The sequence below is a fragment of the Photobacterium kishitanii genome, assembly GCF_000613045.3.
Lineage (GTDB): Bacteria > Pseudomonadota > Gammaproteobacteria > Enterobacterales > Vibrionaceae > Photobacterium > Photobacterium kishitanii.
This window is the reverse complement of record NZ_LN794352.1, coordinates 1,721,891-1,746,352: the sequence shown is the minus strand read 5'-3', so window position 1 is coordinate 1,746,352 and position 24,462 is coordinate 1,721,891. Positions and strand designations below refer to the sequence as shown.

The window sequence follows — 24,462 nt, the reverse complement described above, 5'->3', positions numbered from 1 at the left end:
GAGTCACCTGATGGCACGTATGAAATTTCTTTGTGACTCTAAGCGTTGTATTGAGTGCAATGGTTGTGTAACGGCGTGTAAAAATGCTAACTCAGAAGCTGTGGGTTGGGGTATTCAGCGTCGGCGCGTTGTTACCTTAAATGATGGTCTTCCAGGGGAAACCTCAATCTCTGTAGCATGCATGCATTGTAGCGATGCGCCATGTATGGCGGTATGTCCTGCTGATTGTTTTAGCCAAACAGAAGATGGCATTGTGCAGCACGATAAAGATTTATGTATCGGCTGTGGTTATTGCTTATTTGCTTGTCCATTTGGTGCGCCACAATTTCCTAAGCAAGAAGCTTTTGCTGAGCGTGGCAAAATGGATAAGTGTACTTACTGTTCTGGCGGTCCAAATACTGAACCGGGCTCTGAGCAAGAACGTTTGCAATATGGTGCAAATCGGATTGCAGAAGGTAAGTTGCCAATGTGCGCTTCAATGTGTGCAACTAAGTCACTGCTTGCTGGCGATGCTGAAAAAATATCTGAAATTTTCAGTAAGCGTGTTGTTGCTCGTGGTGCTAAAGATGCGGGTTGGGCCAGCACTGATGATTTAGCTTACGATGCAAGTAAAGTACGTAAAGCTTAATCATCTTAAGATGGGCTTAAGGTTATATTTAAGCCCATTTATAGACTTGTTGTAATAGTTTGGCATGCCCCGTTTTTAGGTGTGCCAATTAATCCGCTTTCTGAAGTGGACAGGAGCTTTAATGACTAAGCGAATTCAACGCTGGTTAACTATCATGGTTACCGCATTAATAATGGCATTTTCGGTATCCACTATGGCAAGTGGTAGTGATGCGAAGACAGCTGGTGAAGCCGTAGTAAAAAAAGAAGTGATCGGTTTTGCTGGAGCTGATTATTGGCGAATGGTGAAAGATGGGGAAAAGGGCTACACCACCTCTGGTTGGCCTGAGCACGATGTATTGATCAGTGTTCCTGGACAAACATGGTATATCCTCAAAGAAAAGTGGATGTCACCGTTAGGTGCATTAGCCATTTTTGGTAGTCTTGTGATGGTGACGTTGGCTTATGTCGTCATTGGACCGCTTAAGTTAAGTAAGCCTAAAACAGGGCGCAAAATAAAGCGTTGGAGCCGTATTGATAGGGCATTGCACTGGAGTATGGCATTTACCTTTCTTACTTTAGGGTTCAGTGGTTTAACGCTCGTTTATGGTAAACACTTTATTAAGCCAATTGTTCCTACTGAAATTTGGGGATGGATCATTTTAGCGGCCAAACAATATCATAACTATATGGGGCCTATTTTTGCGATTTTATTGCTTGCAGTATTGGTTAAGTGGTGGCGTAAAAGTACCTTTAATAAAGTCGATCTTGAGTGGTTTAAGAAAATGGGCGGTATGGTAGGTAAGCATAAAGGCTCGCATCCATCTGCTGGTTTCTCTAACGGTGGTGAGAAAGTTATTTTCTGGTTATTGATTATCTTTGGATTTTCGATTGCTGCCAGTGGTTTTGTGTTAGATTTCCCTATATTTGATCAAACTCGCCGTGATATGGAGTTATCAAACTTACTCCATATGCTATCAGCACTTATTCTAATCTGTGGCTTTATCTTCCATATTTATATTGGTTTATTTGGTATGGAAGCTGGTCTCGATGGTATGGTTACAGGTGAAGTTGATGAAACGTGGGCACGTGAACATCATAACTTGTGGTTTGATGAGGTGAAAGATTTACCTGAAAATCAACCAGGCTATGAACCAGAAAAAACGGTTTCAGATAAACCTAAACCATCAGTCGATAGTTAAGGTTAAGCATTAAAAACAAGGCCGACACAATCCATTGTGTCGGTTTTTTTATGGTCATAATTTGTCGTTAATGACAATAAAGTATTCCTTACACTAACGTCTAATAAAAAACACCGTTAAATCATATAAAATCAGTGGTATAAATAGGTTAGCAGGTTAATCATTATTACCAACATAAGGATGTTGTTATGTTATTTCCTTACAAAAATATTGTCGTGCTAACGGGGGCAGGCATTTCAGCTGAATCGGGGATCCGTACTTTCCGTGCTGCAGACGGATTATGGGAAGAGCATCGAGTTGAAGATGTCGCAACCCCTGAAGGATATCAACGAGATCCTGAATTGGTACAAGCTTTTTATAACGCTCGTCGAGCACAGATAGAAAACGGATCTGTTACTCCTAATGCTGCTCATTATGCATTGGCAAAATTAGAAGCTGAATTAGACGGTACAGTAACTATTGTTACTCAGAATATCGACAACCTCCACGAACGAGCGGGTAGTCATAATGTTATTCATATGCATGGTGAGCTATTAAAAGTACGTTGTTGCGAGTCAGGCCAAACATTAGAGTGGCATGGTGATTTGCATACCAGTGATCATTGCCACTGTTGCCAGATTGCAGCACCGTTACGACCTGATATTGTGTGGTTTGGTGAAATGCCTATTGATATGGATAAAATTCATGATGCGATAGTGAAAGCGGATTTGTTTATTGCTATTGGAACATCAGGTAATGTTTATCCCGCAGCAGGGTTTGTCCATGAAGCATCATTGCAAGGAGCGCATACGATAGAGCTTAATTTAGAACCAAGTAATGTTGAAAACGAATTTGAAGAGAAGCGTTATGGTAAGGCTTCTGAATTAGTGCCAGCTTATGTCGCTGAACTATTAAAAGCACAAGAGTAAAATCCATTTTATCGTAGCAATAAAAAAACCGAGCTAAATGCTCGGTTTTTTGTATTTCACTAACTAACAGCAGCGATTATTCGCCTGCTTTTAGTTTTTGGAAGTACTCTTCGTAAACTTCAGTCATAGGACCAACACTGTTCTGCCATTCGCCAGCATCCATCACTGATTGTGGTGGATAGATGCTTGGATCATTTACGAAACTAGCAGGTAATAGCTTCTTCGCTGCCTCAACAGGTGTCGGGTAACCGATTTGTAGCGCAATTTTTGCTGCAATATCTGGACGAAGTAAGAAGTTGATCATCTTGTATGCATTATCAACGTGCTTAGCATTGATTGGAATCGCTAGGTTATCCATCCAGAAGATAGCACCTTCTTTTGGCCATACGATGTCAATTGGAGCGCCTTCTTTACGTGCCATATATGCAGAGCCATTCCATAGCATACCTAATGACGTTTCACCTGCCATATAAGGGTTTGCAGGGAAGTCAGAGTTAAATACTAGTACATTAGGCATTAGTTTTTTAAGTTCTTCGTAAGCGGCTTTAATTTGCTTAGGATCTTGCGTATTACCAGAGTAGCCTAATTTACGTAATGCAATTTGGAATACTTCACGTGCATCATCCATCATCATTAACTGACCCTGCCACTTAGGATTCCATAAATCAGCCCAGCTAGTGATTTTTGATTTATCAATCACATCAGTGTTAACACCGATGCCTGTAGCACCCCAAATGTAGGGAATTGAGTAATTATTGTTAGGATCAAAAGGTTTATTTAAATAGTTTTTACCAATACCAGCAAAATTAGGGATTTTAGATTTGTCGATTTTCTTCAGCATACCTTCCTTACTCATTTTAGAAACGTAGTAAGTTGAAGGAACAATTAAATCGTAGCCTTTATCGTAAGTTTTTAATTTAGCGTACATGGTCTCATTCGACTCGTAAGTCGAATAAATTACTTTAATACCGGTTTCTTTTGTAAACTGTTCTAGTACATCGTTAGGGATGTATTCAGACCAGTTGTAAAAGTATAACTTGTTACTATCTGAATCTGCGGCTATAGCAATGTTTGAATACATTGATACCGCACAAACTGCACCGGCCATCATTAAAGACCATTTTTTCATTGTTGTTAGCTCCTAACTAAACAGGATATCGAGAATGTTCTCTAGCGGCTTTAACCGCTTCTCCTAATTTTATATTGTTTAAAATAGCATGCTTTTTAAACAAATATGAATTGGTATACGTGGCTAGTATAGCAGATAAAATCATACCTCCATCACAAATATAAACAGTTGAATGAGATATTTGTTTGCATGGCATTGATTAATAACAGCTAGTTAACTTTTATATAATATTGTTATACAAATAGATAAGAGTAGATTATATAAAATTAAAAAAACCGCCAAATTTAGCGGTTTAAATGAAACATTTTACTGATTTGCTTTTAACTCTAAAAAATAAGTTTCATAGCGAATATTCATTTCACCCACGGAATCTTGCCATTCTCCACGATCTAGATCTGCTTGGGGTGGGAATAATGTTGGGTTATCTTTATATTTAGCATTCGATTTTTCAACAGCAGTGAGATAGCCTGTCTGCTCTGATATTTGTGCTGCAATATCTGGACGTAATAGGAAATCAATCATTTTATGTGCGGCATCAACATTTTGTGAATTTTTAGCAATAGCTAAACTGTCAACCCAAAAAATACCACCTTCTTTAGGCCAAATAAGTTTAATTGGTAATCCTTCTTTTTGCGCGGCTGCTGCAGAACCATTCCATAGCATACCTAAACCAACTTCACCGGCTAGGTAGGGTACTGCTGGGTTATCTGAATTAAAGACTAATACATTAGGCATTAATTTTTTTAATTCTTCTTTAGCCTCATCAATCTCTTTAGGATTAGTTGTATTGCCTGAGTAACCTAATTTGCGTAATGCAATATGGAACACTTCACGAGTATCGTCCATTAACATTAATTGACCTTTAAGTTCTGGGTTCCATAAATCAGCCCAACTATCAAAGTCATCAGGGTTATACATATCAGTGTTTACGGCAAGTCCTGTCATGGCAATAACATGAGGAATAGAATAATCGTTATTAGGATCAAATGGCTTATTTAGGTAATTGCTGTCTAATTGATTGACGTTGGTAAGTTTGGTCTTATCAATTTTTTGTAGCATACCTTCATCACGCATTTTTGCTACAAAATAGGTTGATGGTACTACTAAATCATAACTGCTTGGATGTGCTAGCAATTTTGAATACATTGTTTCGTTCGACTCGTAAGTCGAATAAATTACTTTAATGCCCGTTTCTTTGGTGAATTGCTCGCGCAGTTCGGTCGAGATGTAGGGGCCCCAGTTCATAAATACTAATTGTTTATCTTTAGTATTTTCAGCAAAAACATTGATGCTTGCAGATAGCAGCACAGTACTAATAAAAAGGGATGGCCATTTTTTCATTAACGTATCTTCATCATGATTTGAGAGAAAAGAGGAACGCAATTTAGAGCAAGTTAAATCAGATTAATAGTAAAATAATGTGTCTATTTGTAACCATATATTTGGCTATTAATTAGAGAATAAATGAGGGGGGGAGATAAAAAAATGGCTAACTTTAAGTAAGTTAGCCATTCAAGCGTTTAGGTTACTTTTTTTCTCTTGCGAGTAATTGCGAACAAATCACAAGGAATAATGAAATGACCAGCATAATGGTTGCTAATGCATTAACCTCTGGAGAAATACCAACTTTAACCATTGAGTAAATCTTTAAAGGTAGAATTTCATAACTAGGCCCAGTAACGAACGAGCTCACAATTACGTCATCAAGTGACAGTGTAAAGCTTAGTAACCAACCAGCAGCAACAGCAGGTTTAGCCAGTGGTAGGATAATTTTCTTTAAAATCACCCATTCACTTGCACCTAAGTCACGTGCGGCTTCAAGCATTTTTACATCGAAACCTTTCAAACGACTGTAAACAGTTACTACAACAAACGGCAGACAAAAAGTAATATGCGATAGTAATAACGTTAAGAAACCAAGATTAGCTCCAAGTAATAGGAACAAAGCCAGTAACGAGATTGCCATTACAATATCAGGTGACATCATTACTAAAAATAACATACCTGATACGAACTTTTTGCCTTTAAAGTTATAACGAAATAGGGCAACGGCTGTCAAACTACCAATTAGTGATGCTGCAGTTGCTGAAATCACGGCAATTGTAATTGAGTGACCAGCGGCTTGCATCAAGCTATCATTATTGACGAGTTCTTCATACCACTTGGTGGTAAAGCCACCCCATTTCATACCAAACTTACTGGCATTAAATGAGTTAACGATCAAAATTATAATCGGGGCATATAAAAATGCATATACCACTGACATAAAGCTGAATTTAAAGAAACGACCCATTATTCAAGCTCCACTTTTTTGTTCAGTAATTTTCCTGCTCGATAGTAGGCATATAGCATAATTGCCATCGCTAACGTCAGTGCGATACTGGTTGCAGAGCCAAATGGCCAGTCACGCGCATTGAGCACTTGACTCTTTATCACGTTACCAATTAGCAAGTTTTTCGCGCCACCAAGTAGATCTGCTACATAGAACATACCTAATGCAGGTAGCAACACTAATAAACAACCAGCAATTATACCTGGCATTGTTAGTGGGAAAATAACTTTGATAAATGTTTGAAACTTATTCGCACCTAAATCTCGAGCGGCTTCGATATAGTTATTATCAAGCTTTTCTATAGCCGAGTACAAAGGTAACACCATGAATGGCAATAGAATGTAAACTAAGCCGATCATTACTGCATATTCGGTGTACATGATGCGAATGGGCTTATCGATAATATCTAAGTACATTAACGCATTATTTAGAATACCACGTGTACCGAGCATCAGCTTTAAGCCATATGTACGGATTAGCGAGTTAGTCCAAAAGGGTACAATAACCAAAAACAGCATAAATGGACGCCATTTTTCAGGCATCTTGGCAATGGCATACGCAAAAGGGTAACCAATCAACAAACATAATAACGTTGCTGTAATTGCCATATTAAATGAGTGCAAAAGTACTTTTGCATACATTGGATCGAAAAGACGTTCGTAGTTATCTAGCGTGAACACCATTTTGATCAAGTTTGCATCATCACGGGTTAAAAAACTCGTGCCGATAATCATAAGGTTTGGTACAAATACAAACAGTAGCAACCAACTTACAACAATCGTTATGATGATGTTTTGGAGATTAAACTTCTTGCTCATCTGCTAGCACCACTTCCCAACTTTCAACCCAAGTAATGGCAACTTTTTGATCAAGAGAGTGGTCTACGTCAGGATCATCTTCATTGAAGAACTCACTAACCATTACCGATTTTCCTGAATCTAGCTGTACCACAGAATCAAGCGTCATACCTTTATAGGTACGCTCTTTAACTTTACCTAAAATACCCGTTGTTTGATCGCCGTTATGAATTTCTTCAATACGAATATCTTCTGGGCGTAAAAGCACTTTCACTTTATCGCCAATGGCAACATCAAGTTCACAGTGAATTAAAGAATGACGACCTTCTAAATCTGCCATAATACGCTTACTGTCTAAGCGTTCTTTAACGATAGCATCAAACACGTTGATTTCGCCGATAAAGTGAGCAACAAACAGGTTAGTCGGCTCTTCGTAAATTTCACGAGGACTGCCATCTTGTTCAACATAACCATCACGCATAACGATGATACGGTCGGACATTGAAAGCGCTTCTTCTTGATCGTGAGTTACGAAGATGAAAGTAATGCCAAGTTTTCGCTGAAGTTGTTTCAGTTCAAGCTGCATCTGCTTACGTAATTTGTAATCAAGCGCAGAAAGTGATTCATCAAGCAAAAGAACTTTTGGTTTATTAACAACTGCGCGTGCAATCGCAACACGTTGTTGTTGACCACCTGACAGTTGATGAGGTTTACGAGGGGCAAATTTATCAAGTTGCACCATACGCAATGCTTCCATAACTCGAGGTTCAATTTCACTCGATGGCACTTTTTGCATGCGTAAACCAAACGCGACGTTCTCAAACACTGTCATATGTGGAAACAATGCATAACTCTGAAACACCGTATTGACTAGACGTTGTTCAGCTGGAATGTCAGTAACATCTTTGCCATCGATTGTGATCTGCCCATTATCAGCAGTCTCAAAGCCAGCAATTAGACGAAGTACTGTGGTTTTACCACAGCCTGATGGACCTAGGATGGTTAAAAATTCACCATCGTTTACGTCTAGGTCCAAACCTGTAATGATTTGCTTACCGTCAAAGCTTTTGCTAAGACCCTTCAGCTGGATTACAGGTTTCTTAGATGTTTTTGCAACGTTCAATTCTACGTTATCTCCACCTTGGGACTGATTGGTTAAGCCCCAATATTTTGGCTAAAATTAGGGGCGCATAATAGACCTGTAGTCTTTCAATTTAAAGCGTTTTCTCACTAAATTTATAGATTAACTGCTACTTACGTTAATGATAGCACGTTGATTCCTAGCAATAGGGGGACTATTACAAATAATACTGAAAAAATAAATTACGATTCAGTCAATAATAATAACGCTTTATTTTTACGCCCAAAAAATTATTACTTATGTTCAATCATAGCGGATGCGTTTTCTTATAAAATAGAAAAAAGCGGTAGTTATCGCCTTACGAGTGATTTATTGTCCGTTTTTCATGCAGTAACGGGGTTTTGAAATAAATTTTTACGCGAATAGTGTTTTTGTACAATGATGAGTAACGTACAATACGCTTACCCAAATAATGATGATATGAGTATGAAAGAGACAACTAAAAAAAGTTTTCACGTTGGCGGTTCAATCGAAAAGGCGATGGTTGGCGATGTTGAGCTACAGCCAATAGCTGTTCTTCAAGAAGCGTTTAAGATAACAGCAAAGAATTTCACTAAGTTTTTACCTGCTGTTATTTGTTTATTTATTGCACAGATCGCATTGTTACTTTTAAGCCTAAAAATACAGCTAGGTAACCCTAGTGTATTTTTTGATGCCTTTCTTACGGGACAGGGATTTACAGCAGATATTTTGAAAGCGGGCTTTATGGCTAACTTTTGGTCTGATATTTTGATTGCTCCTCTATATGTTGGTGTAAGCTTAATGGCGCTTAATCACTCGGTAGGGTTACCAACAAAACCTAGTCAAATCGTTAAAGGTTTTTCGTTCACATTAGTATCTATTATTACTATGTTATTAATTTCCTCAATTCAGGGGATTGGTAGTAGTATCTTCCCATTGGTAGGGTTATTTTTAACAATGGCATTAAGCATGGCCATTTTACTCGTGTGTGAGAAGCGAGTAACACCGATTAAAGCGATTCAATATTCATTTATGGCGACTGTTCGAAAAGTTATGCCAATGACTGCAATTTATTTAGTCGTAATGATCTTGTTTTTTGTATCTATTGTTACTGCGGGTATTGGTTTAATTTGGACATTACCATTTTTCTTTAATGTGAAAGCGATTATCTACCGTAATATGTTTGGTATCACATTACAGGTTACAGCTGCAACACCAAAAGCTGATGGCAATAAACCAGAATCAAAGTCTGATAATAATGTCAGTGAGCCGATTAACAATGATACGTTTAATGCGTAATTCAACGATAATAGTTCAAAAAAGCTCCTTTAAATAAGGGGCTTTTTTTTAACAAAAAAACCTAATGCACTATAACTTTATAGGTTGGCTTATCTTTAAACTTATCAATCTCTTTAAAATATTCAATAACTAATTAAAATCAATAAACAATGCTCACTAGTTTAAAACCGAGGACTAATATTACAAAAAAGAATCGTTAATGATGATGTATCTCAATGCCATTTGCTAACAATTCAATAATAATATTCTTAATAGTAAATAGTGGCAGTACAAGCTGTCAGCTTCAGCAATAAAAGGTTATTTAATGGATAAGTTAATAGAACGTTTTTTACGATATGTGAGCTTTGATACTCAATCTAACGGTGCAATTTCCTCTTGTCCTAGTACATCAGGGCAGCGTGTATTAGCTGAAGTTCTTCAATCGGAAATGGTTGAACTTGGACTCAGTGACATTTCTCTAGATAATAATGGCTATATTACGGCACGATTACCCGCAAATATGGAGGGTGATATTCCAGCTATTGGCTTCATTGCTCATATGGATACAGCGCCGGATGCATCAGGCAAAGATGTTCGACCACAACTTGTTGAAAACTACCGAGGTGGTGATATAGCTTTAGGTATAGGGGATGAAGTACTTTCGCCATTTCAATATCCAGATCTAAATAAGTTACATGGTCACAATATTATTACGACTGACGGAACAACCTTACTTGGTGCTGATAATAAAGCAGGGGTGGCTGAGATAATGACAGCTGTCGCTTATCTTATTGCTAACCCTAAAATTAAGCATGGTGATATTTGCATTGGTTTTACACCTGATGAAGAAATCGGGCGTGGTGCAAATCTGTTTGACGTTGAAAAATTTGGGGCGCAGTGGGCTTATACCATCGATGGTGGCCCAATTGGTGAGTTGGAGTATGAAAACTTCAATGCAACCTCTGCAGAGGTTATTTGCCATGGCGTAAATGTGCATCCAGGTACAGCAAAAAATAAAATGGTTAACTCTATGAATATTGCGGCACAGTTTCAATTAATGATGCCAGCAGATGAAACGCCTGAATGCACTGATGGTTATCAAGGTTTTTATCACCTTAAATCAATAGAACCATCAGTTGCTCGCACTGAGCTTGGCTACATCATTCGTGATTTTGATCGTGATGGTCAAGAAAAACGTAAAGCATTTATGCAGCAAAAAGTTGACGAGCTAAACAATAAGTTAGATCAAGTCCGAGTTGAGCTTATCATGACAGATTCTTACTACAATATGCGTGAAATGGTTGAGCCATTCCCACATATTATTGAAATTGCTCAGCAAGCAATGCTTGACTGTGAGGTTAAACCTGAAATTAAGCCTATTCGTGGTGGAACCGATGGTGCTCGATTATCATTTAAGGGATTACCTTGTCCAAATATCTTTACTGGCGGCTATAACTTCCACGGTATTCATGAGTTTATAACTGTTGAAGGTATGGAACTAGCGGTGAAAGTTATTGTTAAAGTTGCAGAGAATACAGCTAATCGATATGCTTAATTTTCTCATTCTCGATTAAAAAAAGCCACTATCAGCAATTGTTTCTAACTGATAGTGGCTTTTTTAATAAAATACAGTCTGTATTATTTAAGCGTGATCATTACTTAGCATTTCATTTAATCGTTTTAAAATAGCGTGAACAGCGTGGCCTTTAGTGATTTCGCCACCGTTCTCAACTTCAATTTCATGTTTGCTATGTAAACCCGTTGCATCTTCAGCAATATGAAGCCAATCAGGATGCCAGTAGAATGATTGACCACCATCAGTGATCCAGTTGTGTACACCACAATTTTCGCCGTGGTAATTTAGGTCTGCTGCTTTATAAGTCATTCTTAAATCCTTCAATGATAATCGTTATATTTATTAGTAAAGAGTATAAAAAACAATGATGATGAAACTGTGATCTATACGGTATTATTTTGCTAAATATTACAACCAAGTAAAATAAGTGACATTTTTTTGCGTATAGATCGATAATTTATTAATTATTTAAATAACGTTCCATCAAATGTTTTTTAAAGTACTCTGGATTTAAAGTTTCACCCGTTGCTTGCTCCACCAGCTTGTCAGTTGATAGCGTTGAACCTTTATTCCAAATATTTTCATGCAGCCACTCAAATATTGGTGCTAAGTTTCCTTGAGTAACAAGTTCTTCAACGTTTATTGCTTTATTAATTGTCGCCATAAACTGCGCAGCATACATTGCACCTAAAGTATAGCTAGGGAAATAGCCAAAGCTACCGTCGGTCCAGTGAATATCTTGCATGCAACCATCTTTAAAATTACCCAATGTCGATAGGCCAAGATATTGAGTCATTTTTTGATCCCAAATAATCGGAATATCATCAACCTCAATATTACCCTCAATCAAATCACGTTCAATTTCATAACGTAAAATAACATGCGCAGGGTAGGTGACTTCATCTGCATCAACACGAATAAAACCCGGTTTAACTCGCGTATTCATTAGGTACAAGTTCTCAACAGATAATGAACTATCTTTTGAATTAAAAACCTGTTGAATCATAGGTGCTAATAAACGACTAAATGACGAACTACGTGATAATTGCATTTCACAAAATAAACTTTGTGATTCGTGTATCCCCATTGAGCGTGCTTCGCCAACAGGTAGATCACGCCATTGTTCAGGTAAACCTTGTTCATAACGTGCATGGCCTGTTTCATGGATAACACCCATGAGTGCAGACGTGAAATCACTTTCATCATAGCGGGTAGTAATACGTACATCCGTTGGTACGCCACCACAAAATGGATGAGTACTAATATCTAATCGGCCATGTTCAAAATCAAAGCCGAGTAACTTCATCGCTTCGAGGCTTAGTGCTTGTTGTTGTTCGATAGCAAACGGAGCTGATAGTGGTAATACGACTTCACTCGTCTGTTTAGCTTCTACTTGTTGAATTAATTGAGGTAACCATGATTTTACATCCGCAAAAATACCGTCTAATACAGCAGATGTCATACCTGGCTCATAAATATCTAATAACGCATCATAGCGACTTAATCCCGTCGCTTGTGCACGAATAGATGCTTCTTTACGAGCTAATTCAACAACAGGTTTCAAATTAGCTTTAAAACCTTCCCAATTATTTTCTTTACGTTGTGAACGCCAAGCATGCTCGCATTGAGAACCTGCAAGTGATTGTTGCTCGACAAGATCTGCTGGTAGAATATTTTGCATCGTCCATTGACGTTTAAGAGCAGCAAGGCTAATACGTTGCTCTGGTGTGAGATCTTCTGTCTCTGCTTTTGTAAACCAATCATCGAGGTAATCAGCAGTTGCTAGTTCATGAGAAATAACGGCAAGTTCAGCCATTGCTTCTGAACGTGCTTGTGCGCCACCATTAGGCATGATTGCAGCCTGATCCCAACCGCAAATAGCATTGAGATGCCCAAGGCGAGAAAGTTTTTTAGCATGACGTTCTAATTTATTGTAATAGTTCATACTTGTTCCTAATTGATAAACAGCAATAAAATAAATTTAACCCAACTTTTCACTATTTAATAGAAATACTCTATGTGTCGAGTAATAAAAATGCGAACATAGCAGTAATTATTAATTTAAAATGAAAATAAGCAGTATTTAATTGCTATTAATGATTTATATTTAGCGCTATTAACGTTATAAATGTAATTAGTAATAGCAATTAGTAAGACAATGTTACGAAGTCCTGTTTTATTATATTTTTTCGCTATACTGGCAATCATATAAATACCTATTAGGTTATTATCTGCAAGTCCTCAATAGCTATGTAGATTGATATTATCGTTTTTTAAAGGAATTTTGCCTCACATGGAAAAGACGACTCGGTTTTTCTCTCTTGTTGGTGCTACAGCGCTTTACTCTTTATCATTTTCAGCGTCTGCAGCTATGCCGACGGTAGTGCCTGATGCACCAACGTTAAGTGCTAAAGGCTATGTATTGATGGATTACAATACAGGTAAGGTTCTCGTAGAAAAGGATGCTAACGTTAAACTAAATCCAGCTAGCTTGACGAAATTAATGACAAGTTATGTAGCTGGTCAAGAAATGAAGCAGGGTAACATCAGCGATAAAGATCGTGTTGTTATTAGTCGCAATGCTTGGGCTAAAAATTTCCCTGATTCTTCAAAAATGTTCATTGAAGTGGGTAGTGAAGTACCTCTAATGGATCTATTTCGCGGCTTGATCGTTCAGTCAGGTAACGATGCGAGTGTCGCAATAGCTGAACATGTCGCTGGCTCTGAGCAATCTTTCGTGAGTTTAATGAACTCATGGGCGAAAAAGCTAGGTATGAATAATTCTCATTTTGCTAACCCACATGGTTTAGATCATGGGGACTTATATACAACGCCTTATGATATAGCGTTACTTGGTCAAGCTCTTATCCGTGATTTACCTACAATTTACCCGTTGTACAGTGAAAAATCATTTACTTATAATAACATTACTCAACGTAATCGTAATGGCTTGTTAAATGATCCAAGCATGAATGTTGACGGTATGAAGACCGGTTACACCAGTGGAGCAGGTTATAGCTTAACCAGCTCAGCGACTGAAGGTGACATGCGCTTGATTGCTGTTGTTATGGGTACAAAAAGTACCAAAACTCGTGAAATCGAGAGTAAACAATTATTAAATTATGGCTTCCGCTTTTTTGAAACAGTAACGCCACACAAAGCAGGTGATGAAATCATTACTGAACGCGTATGGTTTGGTGATAAAGATCAGGTTAAATTAGGCGTCGATGAAACAAGTTATGTGACACTGTCACGTAATGATACCAAGAAACTGACAGCTAGCGTTGAATTGAATAGTGAGCTTGAAGCTCCTATTGCTAAAGGTCAGCAAGTTGGTGAAATTATTTACTCGGTAAATGACAAAGAAGTAGGCAAACAACCACTTGTTGCCCTAGAGCCTGTTGATGAAGGCAGCTTCTTTAGCCGTATCATTGATCAAGTGCAGAAATTTGTAATGAGCTTTTTTAAGTAATTACGATTTCATTTAACGTAAAAAAGCCCAGCCATTGTGCGCTGGGCTTTTTTATTGTGCATAGCTATTTCCAGTCAACAATAAAATACGTATAATTCACGCCCTATAAATTCTTATCCCGCAATTCTACTATCGATGTTGTCGGTAGTTCGAGAAGTAGTAATGAATCAGACAGATAACCGTAAAGAAACACTTGAATATAACAAACTTCAAAAACGTCTTCGCCGCAATATGGGTAACGCCATTATTGATTACAACATGATCGAAGAAGGTGATGTTGTTATGGCATGTATTAGTGGTGGCAAAGATTCATTTGCGATGCTGGATATTCTGCTTAATTTACAGAAAGCGGCGCCTATTAATTTTGACGTTGTCGCGGTTAACCTTGATCAAAAGCAACCTGGATTTCCTGAGCATATTTTGCCAGAGTATTTTCAAAGCTTAAATATTCCTTACTACATTGTCGATAAAGATACTTATTCTGTTGTTAAAGAAAAAGTTGAAGAAGGCAAGACAACCTGTGGCTTATGTTCACGTTTACGTCGTGGTACGTTGTATTCATTTGCTGAGAAAATTGGTGCAACTAAAATTGCATTAGGACATCATTTAGACGATATCGTTGAAACATTATTCTTAAATATGTTCCATGGCTCACGTTTGAAAGCGATGCCACCTAAATTGCGTTCAGATGATGGCCGTAACGTAGTAATTCGCCCGTTAACATACTGCCGTGAAAAAGATCTGATCAAATACGCAGAATATAAGCAGTTCCCAATCATTCCTTGTAACCTTTGTGGTTCACAAGAAAATCTACAGCGTCAAAGTATTAAAGCAATGTTGATTGACTGGGATAAAAAGACACCAGGTCGTGTTGATGCTATTTTCAAATCAATTCAAAATATTAGCCCAAGCCAGTTGGCAGATAAGAACTTATTTGATTTTGTTAATTTGCCATTGGATCGTGAAGGTGATAGAGCTGAATATGCTTTCACTGAAGCAACTGTATCATCGACTAATATTGATGAAAGTATGTTCATTGATGTAACTAACGTTTAACGACGGTTGTTAATAAAACGACACCTTACTATTGAGTCGGTGTCGTTTTACTATTTTATGTTTAAGAACTTCTCAGAAAATTTTTGCCTGTTTTTATTAATCGCTTGATTATTATTATCAATCAACTGATCCTTACTTGCTATCCAGCCTTTATTTTTTATTGTTCTTAAATGATATTCTTGTTTATCATCAGTAATAAAACTTCCTTCCGTAACCGCTTTAATTTGAGTTATTTTTCCTATATCTTGACGCTGAGTATTTTGTAATTCCCATACCACAATATTGTTCTTTTTCCGTTGAATCGATGCAATTATAATTTGTTGTTTACCCTTATCTGGCAATGAGAGGATTAGACTATCACCGATAGCTAGCTGTTTAAGTAATGTTGTATCAACTTGTATTATAGTGGAATCACTAGGTAAAAATATTTGCTGCTCTAATTCAATTTGCTCTTTTAAGTTCGGCAGATAAATCCATAAGTCACTACCAGTTAATAAATTAATATTACTGTCGATTGCTAATGATTGACTGCTTTCCATCAATGAAGGTGATTCATTATCATCATGGAATGGATTACTTACTAAGAGATTGTTATCAGATAAAGGTATAGCTATTGTGTCATTATTTTTTCTTGCAATAAGCTCATCAAAATTATCAGGTATAGGTAAGACCTCATTACTATGGTCATTAGGCTTAACAGTAGGAGAGCTATGTCTAACCTTAATATCTATTGATGGGGAAGGTGACGTATAGTAAGCATAATAAACATACATACCAACAACCATCATAGAGAGAAGAGAGATATAACGCTTATTCATTTTATTACTCAGTAATATTTAAATGTACGTTAAGGCGGAGGTCGTGTTTAAAGTGACGATAATGTAATCCACGAACCGTGATAGGAAAACTACCTTTATATTCTCCTATGTCTAATTTTGGGTTATCGTCAGCAATAAAACTTATTCTAAGTTCGCCATAAATAGGCCCAGTCTTACGGCAATAAGCTGCGTTATTCATCATAGACCAACCACAACCGAGATAACGTTCACCTCGTAAAATAATATTTTTTATCGCTCCTGTTTGATTATTTTTTACATCAACATTAATTTTGCTATACATGCCAGTACGCCGACTCCATTGTGGTCTATTTGCCCCTATTTTATTAGGCGATTGATAATAGACTGTGCCATGTATCATACGCTCGAATCGTTCACTTATAAAAGGTGATTCAGCTGTTATTGTGCCATCAATTGGTAGAGCTTCATTAATAGTAATATCAGCATTAATAGTGACAGTATCATTATAATTACGGTTATAAAGACTTTTAGCACTAAAAGTAAATTCGCCACTATAGCGACCTATAGGTAAATTAGGATTATCTTTTTGATCAAATTGTAATTTTAATTGACCAAGGTTTGCAGCTGGATTACACCAAGCACTATTATTAATTTTACCCCAGCCACAATGCGTTTTACGTTGTCCTTGTAACCACACAAGATAAGCAATGCTTGTTTGTTGATGAATAAGTTTAGTTGAAAATAATGTAGTAGCATTAGGATAACGCCATATATAACGAGTAGGGCCATTAATCACATTATTACTTTTTAAATAGTAAATGGATCCTCTTATATTTTTCTCTAACGGATCCGTTTCTAAGATGTTTTTTTCTGTTAATAGAAAGATAGGTTCTTCTGTATCAGAGGGGATATCGTCAACTGTTTTCAACATCGGAACAATACTTTGTAACCACGAACTATTTAAAGCAATGGGTGCATGGCCTGAATAACCGTATTGCCATCCAAACCACCATGATGAAATGCCAACAGCAACATCGGTGCCTTTACGCTGTTGCCAAATGGCAGAGCCGCTATCACCAGGTGAAGCAAATGCCCATGATGGTGTGTTTTCAATTGCATGATTAATTAGGCAATCTTGATATAAAAACCGTAATTGACCGGTACCACTACGTTTACCAAGCCAACCTAATTGACCTAAGGAACGTGATCCAAAAATACCAAAGCCTGTTAAATTTATAGCATCTAGTAAAAGGTCAGAATTGAAATGATTATCTATATATGGCTGCTTAATCACATTACCATTTTTATCTAACGGATCTGTAATTTTAGGGATTTTTGCTACAGCGATATCAGAACTACACCCTGTATATTTATTGAAGTAGTTTGTTGATATTCCAGAGCTAATTATAGTGCCGTCATATAATTTGAAGCTGACATATTGACCTTGATGCTGGTCTTTGTGGTAACCGTATAAACAATGCGCAGCTGTTAAAATATAACTATATTGTCGGTCACTGCCAAGCCAAGTCCCAGAACAATAACCTCGGCCAATAACCAATCCCACGTAATTATATTTTTGTTGATTCGCTTGTAAATGCAATTTAGAGCTGACGTTGTTCACTAATGCAGGATCTAAACTACCACCTAGCTCAATATATTTGCTGTCATTAATACCAATAGAATATCCATTAAAAGAGAGTAAACATATAAATAGCACTACTATTTTATGAGTCTTACACATAATGAACTACTTAATTACTAACTAATAGCTACAGTGTAGTGCAATATTCTTTATATAATTGTTTATTGGTTTTTAGTAATTGTAATAAACCATATCGATCATTTTTATTTATTGATATTATTAAAAAAACAGATGTCTTAGGATTGAGAATGATTAAATCACAGTTAATTATACTAACAAGTCTTAGCGTAATAATGATGGGTTGTAGCTCACATCAAGCACAACAACTAGGATTTCAAGATAGTAGCGTTAACAGTTATGCTCGGCATATGTCTAATAGTCAACTCTGCGCAACTTATCTTGGTGAACGTTCAACTAATCAGACTCGTGTATCTTTGGCGGCAGAATGGCAGCATAGAAAACTAAGTCATGCTTATTGTTCAGAATTAGAAAATGAATGGTATTTAACTAAGTTTACTAAGTGGCTGATAAATGAAAAAGCAGCAAAGCCTAAATAATAAAAACGCCTCAATTGAGGCGTTTATTCAAAATAATAATATGACTTACTAATCAATTGAATTTGGCGCTAATGGGCTGATATAACCATCAGGTTTTAAGGCCAGTAAATCACAATTTAAACTATCAATAATATTCTCTGCCGTATTACCAATAAATACGGCGGATAACCCAGTACGTCCAGTGGTGCCAAGAATCACAAGTTCTGCATTAATTTCATCAGCAACTTTTGGAATAACATCTTCAGCTAAACCTTCTACAACATACGTTTGCTCTTCATCAATAGTGTACTTTTGACGTAAGGCTTTCATAGTCATCAAGTGATGTCCACGAACTGCGTCGGTGTATGATGCAGGATCAAACTCAGGTAATTCAATCGTAATATTTACTGGTGTAGCAGGGTAGGCATTAACTAAATTAACATGTGCATGAGTGATTGATGAGAAGGCAATAGCTTCTTTTACAATTTTATCGTTAAGATCTTCATGGGTTTCATCTTCAGCCGATAAATTTACACAAGCAAGAACAGTACCATTAGATGGCCAGTTTTCACCTTTTACTAATAAGACAGGAATAGGGCATTTACGTAATAAATGCCAATCAGTTGGCGTAAAAATAACCGAACCTAATTTATCATGCTCATAGGTAGCTTTTATTAGTAAATCAATATCTTGGCTAAATACATCGGCAATAATAGATTCGTAAGGACGATTGTGCCATACAACTTTAATTTCGATGTTAATATCTTTATCGGTATGAGGCTCTATGATTTCTTTGAGCCATTCTTCACGTTGCATAACGACACCACGACGCATTGCATCACGTTCGTCTGAAGAAAGCATTGATGTCATTTCATACGAAAAGTCATAAATAGCGAGGAATATAATAATTTTTACATCATCACAAGTCTTAGCTAAATGAATAGCACGAGATATTGCAGGCTGTTGTTCTCGTTCAGGATCTGCGACAACAAGTATGTTTTTATATTTTTGCATAATAATGTCTCCCTACGGCAGAATCTCTTTTTGAATCAGTAAAAACAAAGAGAACACCTTTACCGTTGCATTTGTCTGATGCACTTTTAAATCAAGTGATTAAAAAATTAACATAATATTTACTGTACTCTAAAGTAACCAATATGGGGAGTAGTTTGATCAAGAAAATGCAAAAATGGGACAAAGGAACAATTATATACATTCATAATGCAGATAGTTGTTAATCAAGAAGGATGGTAGATATAAAAACAGGCACTAAATAATGCCTGTTTATAAATTGATTAGATAGGGTGTTTTGCTACTACAAATTATTACTTTTACTGACACCAGCAAGTTTTGCTAACTCATCATGATCTAAGATCGTAATGTATTTACCTTTTACACTTAGCATTTCAGTTTTTTGAAAACGACCCAATAAGCGACTTATAGTTTCTACAGTTAAGCCTAAATAGTTACCAATATCACCACGTGTCATGGTTAAACGGAACTCACGAGGAGAAAAACCACGTTGAGAAAAACGTAATGATAAATTATAAAGGAACGCTGCTAAACGCTCTTCTGCATTTTTCTTAGACAATAGTAAAATCATTTCTTGATCACCTTTGATTTCACTACTCATCAAACGCATGATCTGTTGTCGAAGTTTAGGCATTTTACCCGATAAATCATCTAGAATTTCAAATGGTATTTCACATACCATTGATGTTTCTAATGATTGTGCAAAGCTAGGATGTTGCATTTCATTGATAGCATCAAAACCAACTAAATCACCGGCTAAGTGGAATGCAGTGATCTGCTCATCACCTTGCTCTGTAATAGTGTAGCTTTTTATTGTACCTGAACGAATAGCATACAAAGATTTAAGCTCATCGCCAGCTTTAAAGAGTTCTTGACCTTTCTGAATCGGCTTTTTACGTTCAATTATTTGATCCAGTTGATCTAACTCTGATTCATTCAAAGTGAATGGAATACACAGTTGGCTAATGCTGCAATCTTGACAGTGAATAGCACACCCACCGGATTGAATGCGTTTTGTGGTGAATTTTTCTGAAATCATATGCCTATCTAACCAATTTGATGTAGGTCAATATTTTAACATATTATGAAGCAATATTACGAGTATTAAAAACCTTACCATATTTGATTGATTGCAATGTAACCAGTATGCATACCATAAATGATAATAAATAATGCATTACCTCGTTTAAAGTAACTATTTTGAAGTAATAATTTTAGTTTATCTGCGACAGTTCCTATAGCTAACATAGCTGGTAATGTACCTAGACCAAAAGCTAGCATGATAGTCATACCATTGATTGCACTTCCAGAGACTGCAGCCCATGTTAATGTCGAATAGACTAAACCACAAGGTAACCATCCCCATAGAAAGCCAAAAGGAATGGCTTTAAAAGGTGATGTTAATGGTAAAAAATACTTAGTTATAGGTGCAATATAACGCCATAGACAGTGACCAACACGCTCAATATAAGTAAGACCAGACCACCATTTACCGATATATAGCCCTAATATAATCATCATGATAGAAGCTAAAATACGCAACAAAATCAATACACTACTTGAGTTGCTGAGAGTTGCAGCTTGAACGACGGCTTGGCTAACAATTAATCCGGCTATCATATAGGCACTTATTCGACCTAAGTTATAGCATAATAAATATATCCAATGTTGTTGCGGTTTATCTGGCATCCCCATTGTTACTGCTGCCGCGATACCACCACACATGCTAATACAATGGCCTGCACCGGTTAGACCTATAATTAATGCCGTCAGAAAATTAAGTTCGATCATGACTAGAGTTTGATGATAACACTGCCTTTTTTGATGAAGTTTGAGATGAATGTTGGGGCTTTTCTAAATCATCATCAAACAAAATATCATAACCTCGGCGCTCCAAATCATCAAATTGGTTAGTCTTTACTGCCCATAAAAAGACAGTAATTGCGAGGCAAACAAAAACAAGTGCAATAGGTATTAATATGTAAAGAATTGCCATTTATTTTAATAACCTTAAAGAATTTGATACAACAATAATAGAGCTTGTAGACATACCTATAACCGCAATATAGGGAGCAACAAGACCAATTATAGCTAATGGTAGAATAATTAAATTATAGCCTAATGCCCAAACTAGATTTTCATGAATAATATTACGTGTCCGTAATGCTAATTGTCTCGCGGCAATGATAGGTAATAATCGATCACCTAATAACACTATATCTGCCGATGACTTAGCAATATCGGTACCACCACTTAACGCAATAGAAAGGTGAGCTCCAGCCAAAACGGGGGCATCATTAACACCATCACCAATCATTAATGAAATATCAGTCGATGGTATTTTTTGTAAGTAATTCAATTTGCTAATTGGGGTCATATTCGCTTGTAAATGATCAATATCTAATTCTTGCGCCACTCGTTGAGCATTAACAGAGCAATCGCCTGTTAACATTGTGACTTTCATTCCTTGTTGTTTTAAAGCATTAACTAATTGTTTGCTATCACTACGTATTGGATCTTCGATTTTAAAAGCAGCAATAATACGTTTATTGCATGATAACCATATTGAGTAGTCATTAAGATGTTGATTGTTAATAGCAGGAGGATGCGAAGATTGGTTGTGACTGACAAATGCGTACTTACCAATTCGCCATTGTTGTTGATTTATAGTACCACTTAAACCATGACCAATTACATTTTCAACTTTATCAAATAGTGCTGTTTTTGCTTGATAAAGTATAAACATTTTTGCGATCGGGTGATTTGCATAGCGTTCTAACTCTGCTGCGTACATTAGAATATCTGCTATGGAATGTTCACCAAAGACTTTGGTTGTAACGAGTTGAACATTACCTTCGGTTAAGGTACCCGTTTTATCTAATATAACATGATTTACTTTGCACAATGTTTCTAATACGTGGCCGCGACGAACCAATAATCCTAGTCGCCCTAATGACGATGTTGAACAAGTTATTGCTGTTGGTGTAGCAAGCGATAATGCACAAGGGCAGGTAGCAACTAGTACAGCTAATGTTATCCATAATGCATCTTGCGGGCGATAAATATTCCAATAAAGCCATGTTGAAAGAGCAATGACTAAAATTGCTGCGACAAAATAGCGTGCAACAGTATCAGCAATTAAAGCTATTTGGGGTTTTGAATATAATGCATGATCTTGTAAACGAACAATGTTGGAAATTAATGAGTCTTTGCGATCGTGCATAACTTTAACAGAAATATTTCCATCGATATTAATTGTACCAGCGAATACAGCATCATTTTTAGTTCGTTGAACCGCAACAGATTCTCCCGTTAGCATTGATTCATTAATAGTTGTTGTACCTTTAGCAATGATTCCATCGGCTGGTAAACATTCACCAGGAAGAACTGTGACAACGTCACTTTTTTTGAGCGTTTTAGCTGCAACTTTCTTGCCTGAAATAAGCGTAGCCATTGTCGGAATAAGTTTTAATAAATTAGCACTTATAGCTGCGGCATGACGTCGAGCTCGCATTTCAAAAAAACGACCAAGCAAGAGGAAAAAAGTAAACATTGAAATTGATTCAAAAAAAACCTCACCTTGGCCAGTAATGGTGGCATATAAGCTGGCGCTATAAGCAAACAATAAAGCAATAGATACAGGCACATCCATACCTAAACTTAACGTCTTAATATTTCGCCAAGCATTACGATAAAAAGGGAGAGCTGAATATAATAAGACAGGGGTCGCTATCAATAAACTAACCCAGCGTAAATAATTTTGGAAACTATTATCATGCTTATCCACAACATCAAAATAAAGTGCAATAGCTATCATCATAATCTGCATTGTTGCAATACCAGCAATCCCTAACTTATACAGATAATGGCGCATAGTTTGTTGATAATTTTGCTCTTGAGAATCAACTTCAAATGGTGCTGCTTGATAGCCTAATTGATGAATAATAACCAGTAAATCGCTTAATTTTACAGTTGCTGCGTCCCAAACTAATAAAGCGCGATGAGTTGTAATATTCACTTCAATCGTGATGACACCTGCTTGTTTCTTTAACTGTTTTTCAATTAGCCACGCACATGCGGCACAAGAAACGCCATCAACAGAAAGTGATATTTGTTTATGCTGATGATCATTTTCGATTACAAAGTCATCTTGGATATCTTGATGATCATAAAGTTGTAATGCTTGTAGGTTAGGAGGAATAATATTGGTTTTTTTCGCAGTTTGAGTTCGATGTTCATAGTAAGTGGTTAAGTTATTATCAACGATAAGCCTCGCTACAGCTTCACATCCAGCACAGCATAAGTGTCGTGACTCTCCTAAAATCTCAAGATGAAATTGACACTCTTTAGGTATTGGTTCATCACAATGATAACAACGTTGGGTAGGCGGTGGTGTTATACTGTTTAAAGTCATTCCTTGTTATACCTATGTATTAATATAGGAAAAGTATTGGCTCCTTATAAGGTTAGCACTTAATATCGAATATGAATTTTTTTAGTCATTTAATAGCTAAATAATAGTAACAAAGGAAGGAATAAATAAGAAATGGCAGCACAAAAATTAACCAGAGGGCGATTAATTCAAATTATTGTTCTAATGATCATTTTAATTACAGCATTTGTTTGGAGAACAGTAACATATCAAGCACAACCTATAACAAAAGTTAAAGCGAAGGTCTGTAGTTTAAATGCTGGAAATTGTTTATTTAATATTAATAATAAAACAGTCACAGCCGCATTATTACCTGTAGCACCAAAAGCTGATATACCGCTTATATTGAATATTAAAAACGTTGATATAAAACCAAGTGCAAAGGTGAGTGGTGTTAGTATGAATATGGGTTCATTACCCGTTATATTTAAACAAAAAAATGATGGTTGGAGCGGTGAGTTTATAGTCCCTCAATGTACCCATGACAATATGACATGGGTTATCGATATTAAGGTTAATGACAATATATATTCATCAGAATTTACAGTAACTAAATAAGATAGGT

General features: G+C 36.7%; 22 protein-coding genes and 1 pseudogene. 9 read left to right on the top strand and 14 right to left on the bottom strand.

Annotated elements, in window-relative coordinates:
• Positions 1-10: 10 nt before the first annotated feature.
• From fdh3B to cobB, 3 genes and pseudogenes are all read left to right on the top strand, one after another.
• Entirely contained in the window at positions 11-628 is a 618-nt protein-coding gene (gene fdh3B / locus PPBDW_RS08260) for a formate dehydrogenase FDH3 subunit beta (protein WP_036794720.1), read from the top strand.
• 172 nt (positions 629-800) lie between these two features.
• Positions 801-1,808, top strand: a complete 1,008-nt coding sequence (locus tag PPBDW_RS08255; RefSeq protein WP_235861985.1) for a formate dehydrogenase subunit gamma — start codon at positions 801-803, stop codon at positions 1,806-1,808.
• 179 nt (positions 1,809-1,987) lie between these two features.
• Positions 1,988-2,716: pseudogene (cobB, locus tag PPBDW_RS08250) on the top strand (Sir2 family NAD+-dependent deacetylase); the annotation flags it as partial.
• A gap of 76 nt (positions 2,717-2,792) precedes the next feature.
• Here the strand turns inward: cobB and PPBDW_RS08245 are convergent.
• The 5 genes from PPBDW_RS08245 to potA all read right to left on the bottom strand — a co-directional run bounded on the left by PPBDW_RS08245 (position 2,793) and on the right by potA (position 8,097).
• Entirely contained in the window at positions 2,793-3,845 is a 1,053-nt protein-coding gene (locus PPBDW_RS08245) for an extracellular solute-binding protein (protein ID WP_036794716.1), read from the bottom strand.
• A 306-nt stretch (positions 3,846-4,151) separates the two neighbouring features.
• Complete coding sequence (locus PPBDW_RS08240; protein ID WP_036794714.1) at positions 4,152-5,186, bottom strand: extracellular solute-binding protein; 1,035 nt, start codon at positions 5,184-5,186, stop codon at positions 4,152-4,154.
• Positions 5,187-5,370: 184 nt separating this feature from the next.
• On the bottom strand, positions 5,371-6,138 hold the full coding sequence (gene potC, locus PPBDW_RS08235) for a spermidine/putrescine ABC transporter permease PotC (RefSeq protein ID WP_036794711.1): 768 nt from the start codon (positions 6,136-6,138) through the stop codon (positions 5,371-5,373).
• A complete protein-coding gene (gene potB, locus PPBDW_RS08230; protein WP_036794710.1) occupies positions 6,138-6,995 on the bottom strand; it encodes a spermidine/putrescine ABC transporter permease PotB in 858 nt (285 codons plus the stop codon). The genes potC and potB overlap by 1 nt, the downstream gene beginning before the upstream one ends.
• Positions 6,979-8,097, bottom strand: coding sequence for a spermidine/putrescine ABC transporter ATP-binding protein PotA (gene potA, locus PPBDW_RS08225; protein WP_036794708.1), 1,119 nt, complete (start codon positions 8,095-8,097; stop codon positions 6,979-6,981). Before potA ends, potB begins: the two co-directional genes overlap by 17 nt.
• A 396-nt stretch (positions 8,098-8,493) precedes the next feature.
• On the opposite strand from potA, the gene PPBDW_RS08220 reads away from it, so the two are divergent.
• On the top strand, positions 8,494-9,375 hold the full coding sequence (locus PPBDW_RS08220) for a DUF2189 domain-containing protein (RefSeq protein ID WP_424022319.1): 882 nt from the start codon (positions 8,494-8,496) through the stop codon (positions 9,373-9,375).
• A 304-nt stretch (positions 9,376-9,679) separates the two neighbouring features.
• Positions 9,680-10,909, top strand: coding sequence for a peptidase T (gene pepT / locus PPBDW_RS08215; protein WP_036794707.1), 1,230 nt, complete (start codon positions 9,680-9,682; stop codon positions 10,907-10,909).
• A gap of 87 nt (positions 10,910-10,996) precedes the next feature.
• Here pepT and PPBDW_RS08210 read toward each other — a convergent pair whose 3' ends face one another.
• Positions 10,997-11,239, bottom strand: coding sequence for a hypothetical protein (locus PPBDW_RS08210; RefSeq protein WP_036794705.1), 243 nt, complete (start codon positions 11,237-11,239; stop codon positions 10,997-10,999).
• A 151-nt stretch (positions 11,240-11,390) separates the two neighbouring features.
• Positions 11,391-12,875, bottom strand: a complete 1,485-nt coding sequence (locus PPBDW_RS08205) for a carboxypeptidase M32 (protein WP_036794704.1) — start codon at positions 12,873-12,875, stop codon at positions 11,391-11,393.
• A 348-nt stretch (positions 12,876-13,223) separates the two neighbouring features.
• Between PPBDW_RS08205 and PPBDW_RS08200 the strand changes: the two genes are divergently transcribed.
• Together PPBDW_RS08200 and ttcA are read left to right on the top strand one after the other, a co-directional pair.
• Positions 13,224-14,402, top strand: a complete 1,179-nt coding sequence (locus tag PPBDW_RS08200; RefSeq protein ID WP_036794703.1) for a D-alanyl-D-alanine carboxypeptidase family protein — start codon at positions 13,224-13,226, stop codon at positions 14,400-14,402.
• A 162-nt stretch (positions 14,403-14,564) separates the two neighbouring features.
• Positions 14,565-15,458 (top strand): tRNA 2-thiocytidine(32) synthetase TtcA, encoded by an 894-nt coding sequence (ttcA, locus tag PPBDW_RS08195; protein WP_036794702.1) that lies wholly within the window; start codon positions 14,565-14,567, stop codon positions 15,456-15,458.
• Positions 15,459-15,508: 50 nt separating this feature from the next.
• Here ttcA and PPBDW_RS08190 read toward each other — a convergent pair whose 3' ends face one another.
• Together PPBDW_RS08190 and PPBDW_RS08185 are read right to left on the bottom strand one after the other, a co-directional pair.
• Positions 15,509-16,276, bottom strand: a complete 768-nt coding sequence (locus PPBDW_RS08190) for a hypothetical protein (protein ID WP_054262026.1) — start codon at positions 16,274-16,276, stop codon at positions 15,509-15,511.
• A gap of 4 nt (positions 16,277-16,280) precedes the next feature.
• Entirely contained in the window at positions 16,281-17,996 is a 1,716-nt protein-coding gene (locus PPBDW_RS08185; RefSeq protein ID WP_054262025.1) for a trypsin-like serine protease, read from the bottom strand.
• 149 nt (positions 17,997-18,145) lie between these two features.
• Here PPBDW_RS08185 and PPBDW_RS08180 point away from each other — a divergent pair, with 149 nt between their 5' ends.
• Entirely contained in the window at positions 18,146-18,454 is a 309-nt protein-coding gene (locus PPBDW_RS08180) for a hypothetical protein (RefSeq protein WP_036794700.1), read from the top strand.
• Positions 18,455-18,502: 48 nt separating this feature from the next.
• On the opposite strand, the gene uspE is transcribed toward PPBDW_RS08180, so the two are convergent.
• The 5 genes from uspE to PPBDW_RS08155 all read right to left on the bottom strand — a co-directional run bounded on the left by uspE (position 18,503) and on the right by PPBDW_RS08155 (position 23,879).
• Positions 18,503-19,447: a universal stress protein UspE gene (gene uspE, locus PPBDW_RS08175; protein ID WP_036794698.1), complete on the bottom strand. Its 945-nt coding sequence runs from the start codon at positions 19,445-19,447 to the stop codon at positions 18,503-18,505.
• A 301-nt stretch (positions 19,448-19,748) separates the two neighbouring features.
• Entirely contained in the window at positions 19,749-20,504 is a 756-nt protein-coding gene (locus tag PPBDW_RS08170; RefSeq protein WP_036794696.1) for an FNR family transcription factor, read from the bottom strand.
• Between the two features lie 74 nt (positions 20,505-20,578).
• Entirely contained in the window at positions 20,579-21,256 is a 678-nt protein-coding gene (locus PPBDW_RS08165; protein ID WP_036794694.1) for a sulfite exporter TauE/SafE family protein, read from the bottom strand.
• A complete protein-coding gene (ccoS, locus tag PPBDW_RS08160; protein WP_036794692.1) occupies positions 21,243-21,461 on the bottom strand; it encodes a cbb3-type cytochrome oxidase assembly protein CcoS in 219 nt (72 codons plus the stop codon). Before ccoS ends, PPBDW_RS08165 begins: the two co-directional genes overlap by 14 nt.
• Positions 21,462-23,879 carry a heavy metal translocating P-type ATPase gene (locus PPBDW_RS08155; protein ID WP_036794690.1) on the bottom strand — a complete coding sequence of 806 codons (2,418 nt, stop codon included), beginning with the start codon at positions 23,877-23,879 and terminating at the stop codon, positions 21,462-21,464.
• A 132-nt stretch (positions 23,880-24,011) separates the two neighbouring features.
• Here PPBDW_RS08155 and PPBDW_RS08150 point away from each other — a divergent pair, with 132 nt between their 5' ends.
• Positions 24,012-24,455 (top strand): hypothetical protein, encoded by a 444-nt coding sequence (locus PPBDW_RS08150; RefSeq protein ID WP_036794688.1) that lies wholly within the window; start codon positions 24,012-24,014, stop codon positions 24,453-24,455.
• The last annotated feature ends 7 nt before the right edge of the window (positions 24,456-24,462 follow it).

Bases quoted from the DNA above. Each gene is read 5' to 3' on its own strand.
- PPBDW_RS08220 (WP_424022319.1), top strand. From the start codon at position 8,494: ATGATGAGTAACGTACAATACGCTTACCCAAATAATGATGATATGAGT.
- PPBDW_RS08240 (WP_036794714.1), bottom strand. From the start codon at position 5,186: ATGAAAAAATGGCCATCCCTTTTTATTAGTACTGTGCTGCTATCTGCA.
- PPBDW_RS08210 (WP_036794705.1), bottom strand. From the start codon at position 11,239: ATGACTTATAAAGCAGCAGACCTAAATTACCACGGCGAAAATTGTGGT.
- PPBDW_RS08205 (WP_036794704.1), bottom strand. From the start codon at position 12,875: ATGAACTATTACAATAAATTAGAACGTCATGCTAAAAAACTTTCTCGC.
- uspE (WP_036794698.1), bottom strand. From the start codon at position 19,447: ATGCAAAAATATAAAAACATACTTGTTGTCGCAGATCCTGAACGAGAA.
- fdh3B (WP_036794720.1), top strand. From the start codon at position 11: ATGGCACGTATGAAATTTCTTTGTGACTCTAAGCGTTGTATTGAGTGC.
- PPBDW_RS08180 (WP_036794700.1), top strand. From the start codon at position 18,146: ATGATTAAATCACAGTTAATTATACTAACAAGTCTTAGCGTAATAATG.
- PPBDW_RS08255 (WP_235861985.1), top strand. From the start codon at position 801: ATGGCATTTTCGGTATCCACTATGGCAAGTGGTAGTGATGCGAAGACA.
- PPBDW_RS08165 (WP_036794694.1), bottom strand. From the start codon at position 21,256: ATGATCGAACTTAATTTTCTGACGGCATTAATTATAGGTCTAACCGGT.
- PPBDW_RS08150 (WP_036794688.1), top strand. From the start codon at position 24,012: ATGGCAGCACAAAAATTAACCAGAGGGCGATTAATTCAAATTATTGTT.
- PPBDW_RS08200 (WP_036794703.1), top strand. From the start codon at position 13,224: ATGGAAAAGACGACTCGGTTTTTCTCTCTTGTTGGTGCTACAGCGCTT.
- potB (WP_036794710.1), bottom strand. From the start codon at position 6,995: ATGAGCAAGAAGTTTAATCTCCAAAACATCATCATAACGATTGTTGTA.
- ccoS (WP_036794692.1), bottom strand. From the start codon at position 21,461: ATGGCAATTCTTTACATATTAATACCTATTGCACTTGTTTTTGTTTGC.
- PPBDW_RS08190 (WP_054262026.1), bottom strand. From the start codon at position 16,276: ATGAATAAGCGTTATATCTCTCTTCTCTCTATGATGGTTGTTGGTATG.
- PPBDW_RS08245 (WP_036794716.1), bottom strand. From the start codon at position 3,845: ATGAAAAAATGGTCTTTAATGATGGCCGGTGCAGTTTGTGCGGTATCA.
- PPBDW_RS08185 (WP_054262025.1), bottom strand. From the start codon at position 17,996: ATGTGTAAGACTCATAAAATAGTAGTGCTATTTATATGTTTACTCTCT.
- PPBDW_RS08155 (WP_036794690.1), bottom strand. From the start codon at position 23,879: ATGACTTTAAACAGTATAACACCACCGCCTACCCAACGTTGTTATCAT.
- ttcA (WP_036794702.1), top strand. From the start codon at position 14,565: ATGAATCAGACAGATAACCGTAAAGAAACACTTGAATATAACAAACTT.
- PPBDW_RS08170 (WP_036794696.1), bottom strand. From the start codon at position 20,504: ATGATTTCAGAAAAATTCACCACAAAACGCATTCAATCCGGTGGGTGT.
- pepT (WP_036794707.1), top strand. From the start codon at position 9,680: ATGGATAAGTTAATAGAACGTTTTTTACGATATGTGAGCTTTGATACT.
- potC (WP_036794711.1), bottom strand. From the start codon at position 6,138: ATGGGTCGTTTCTTTAAATTCAGCTTTATGTCAGTGGTATATGCATTT.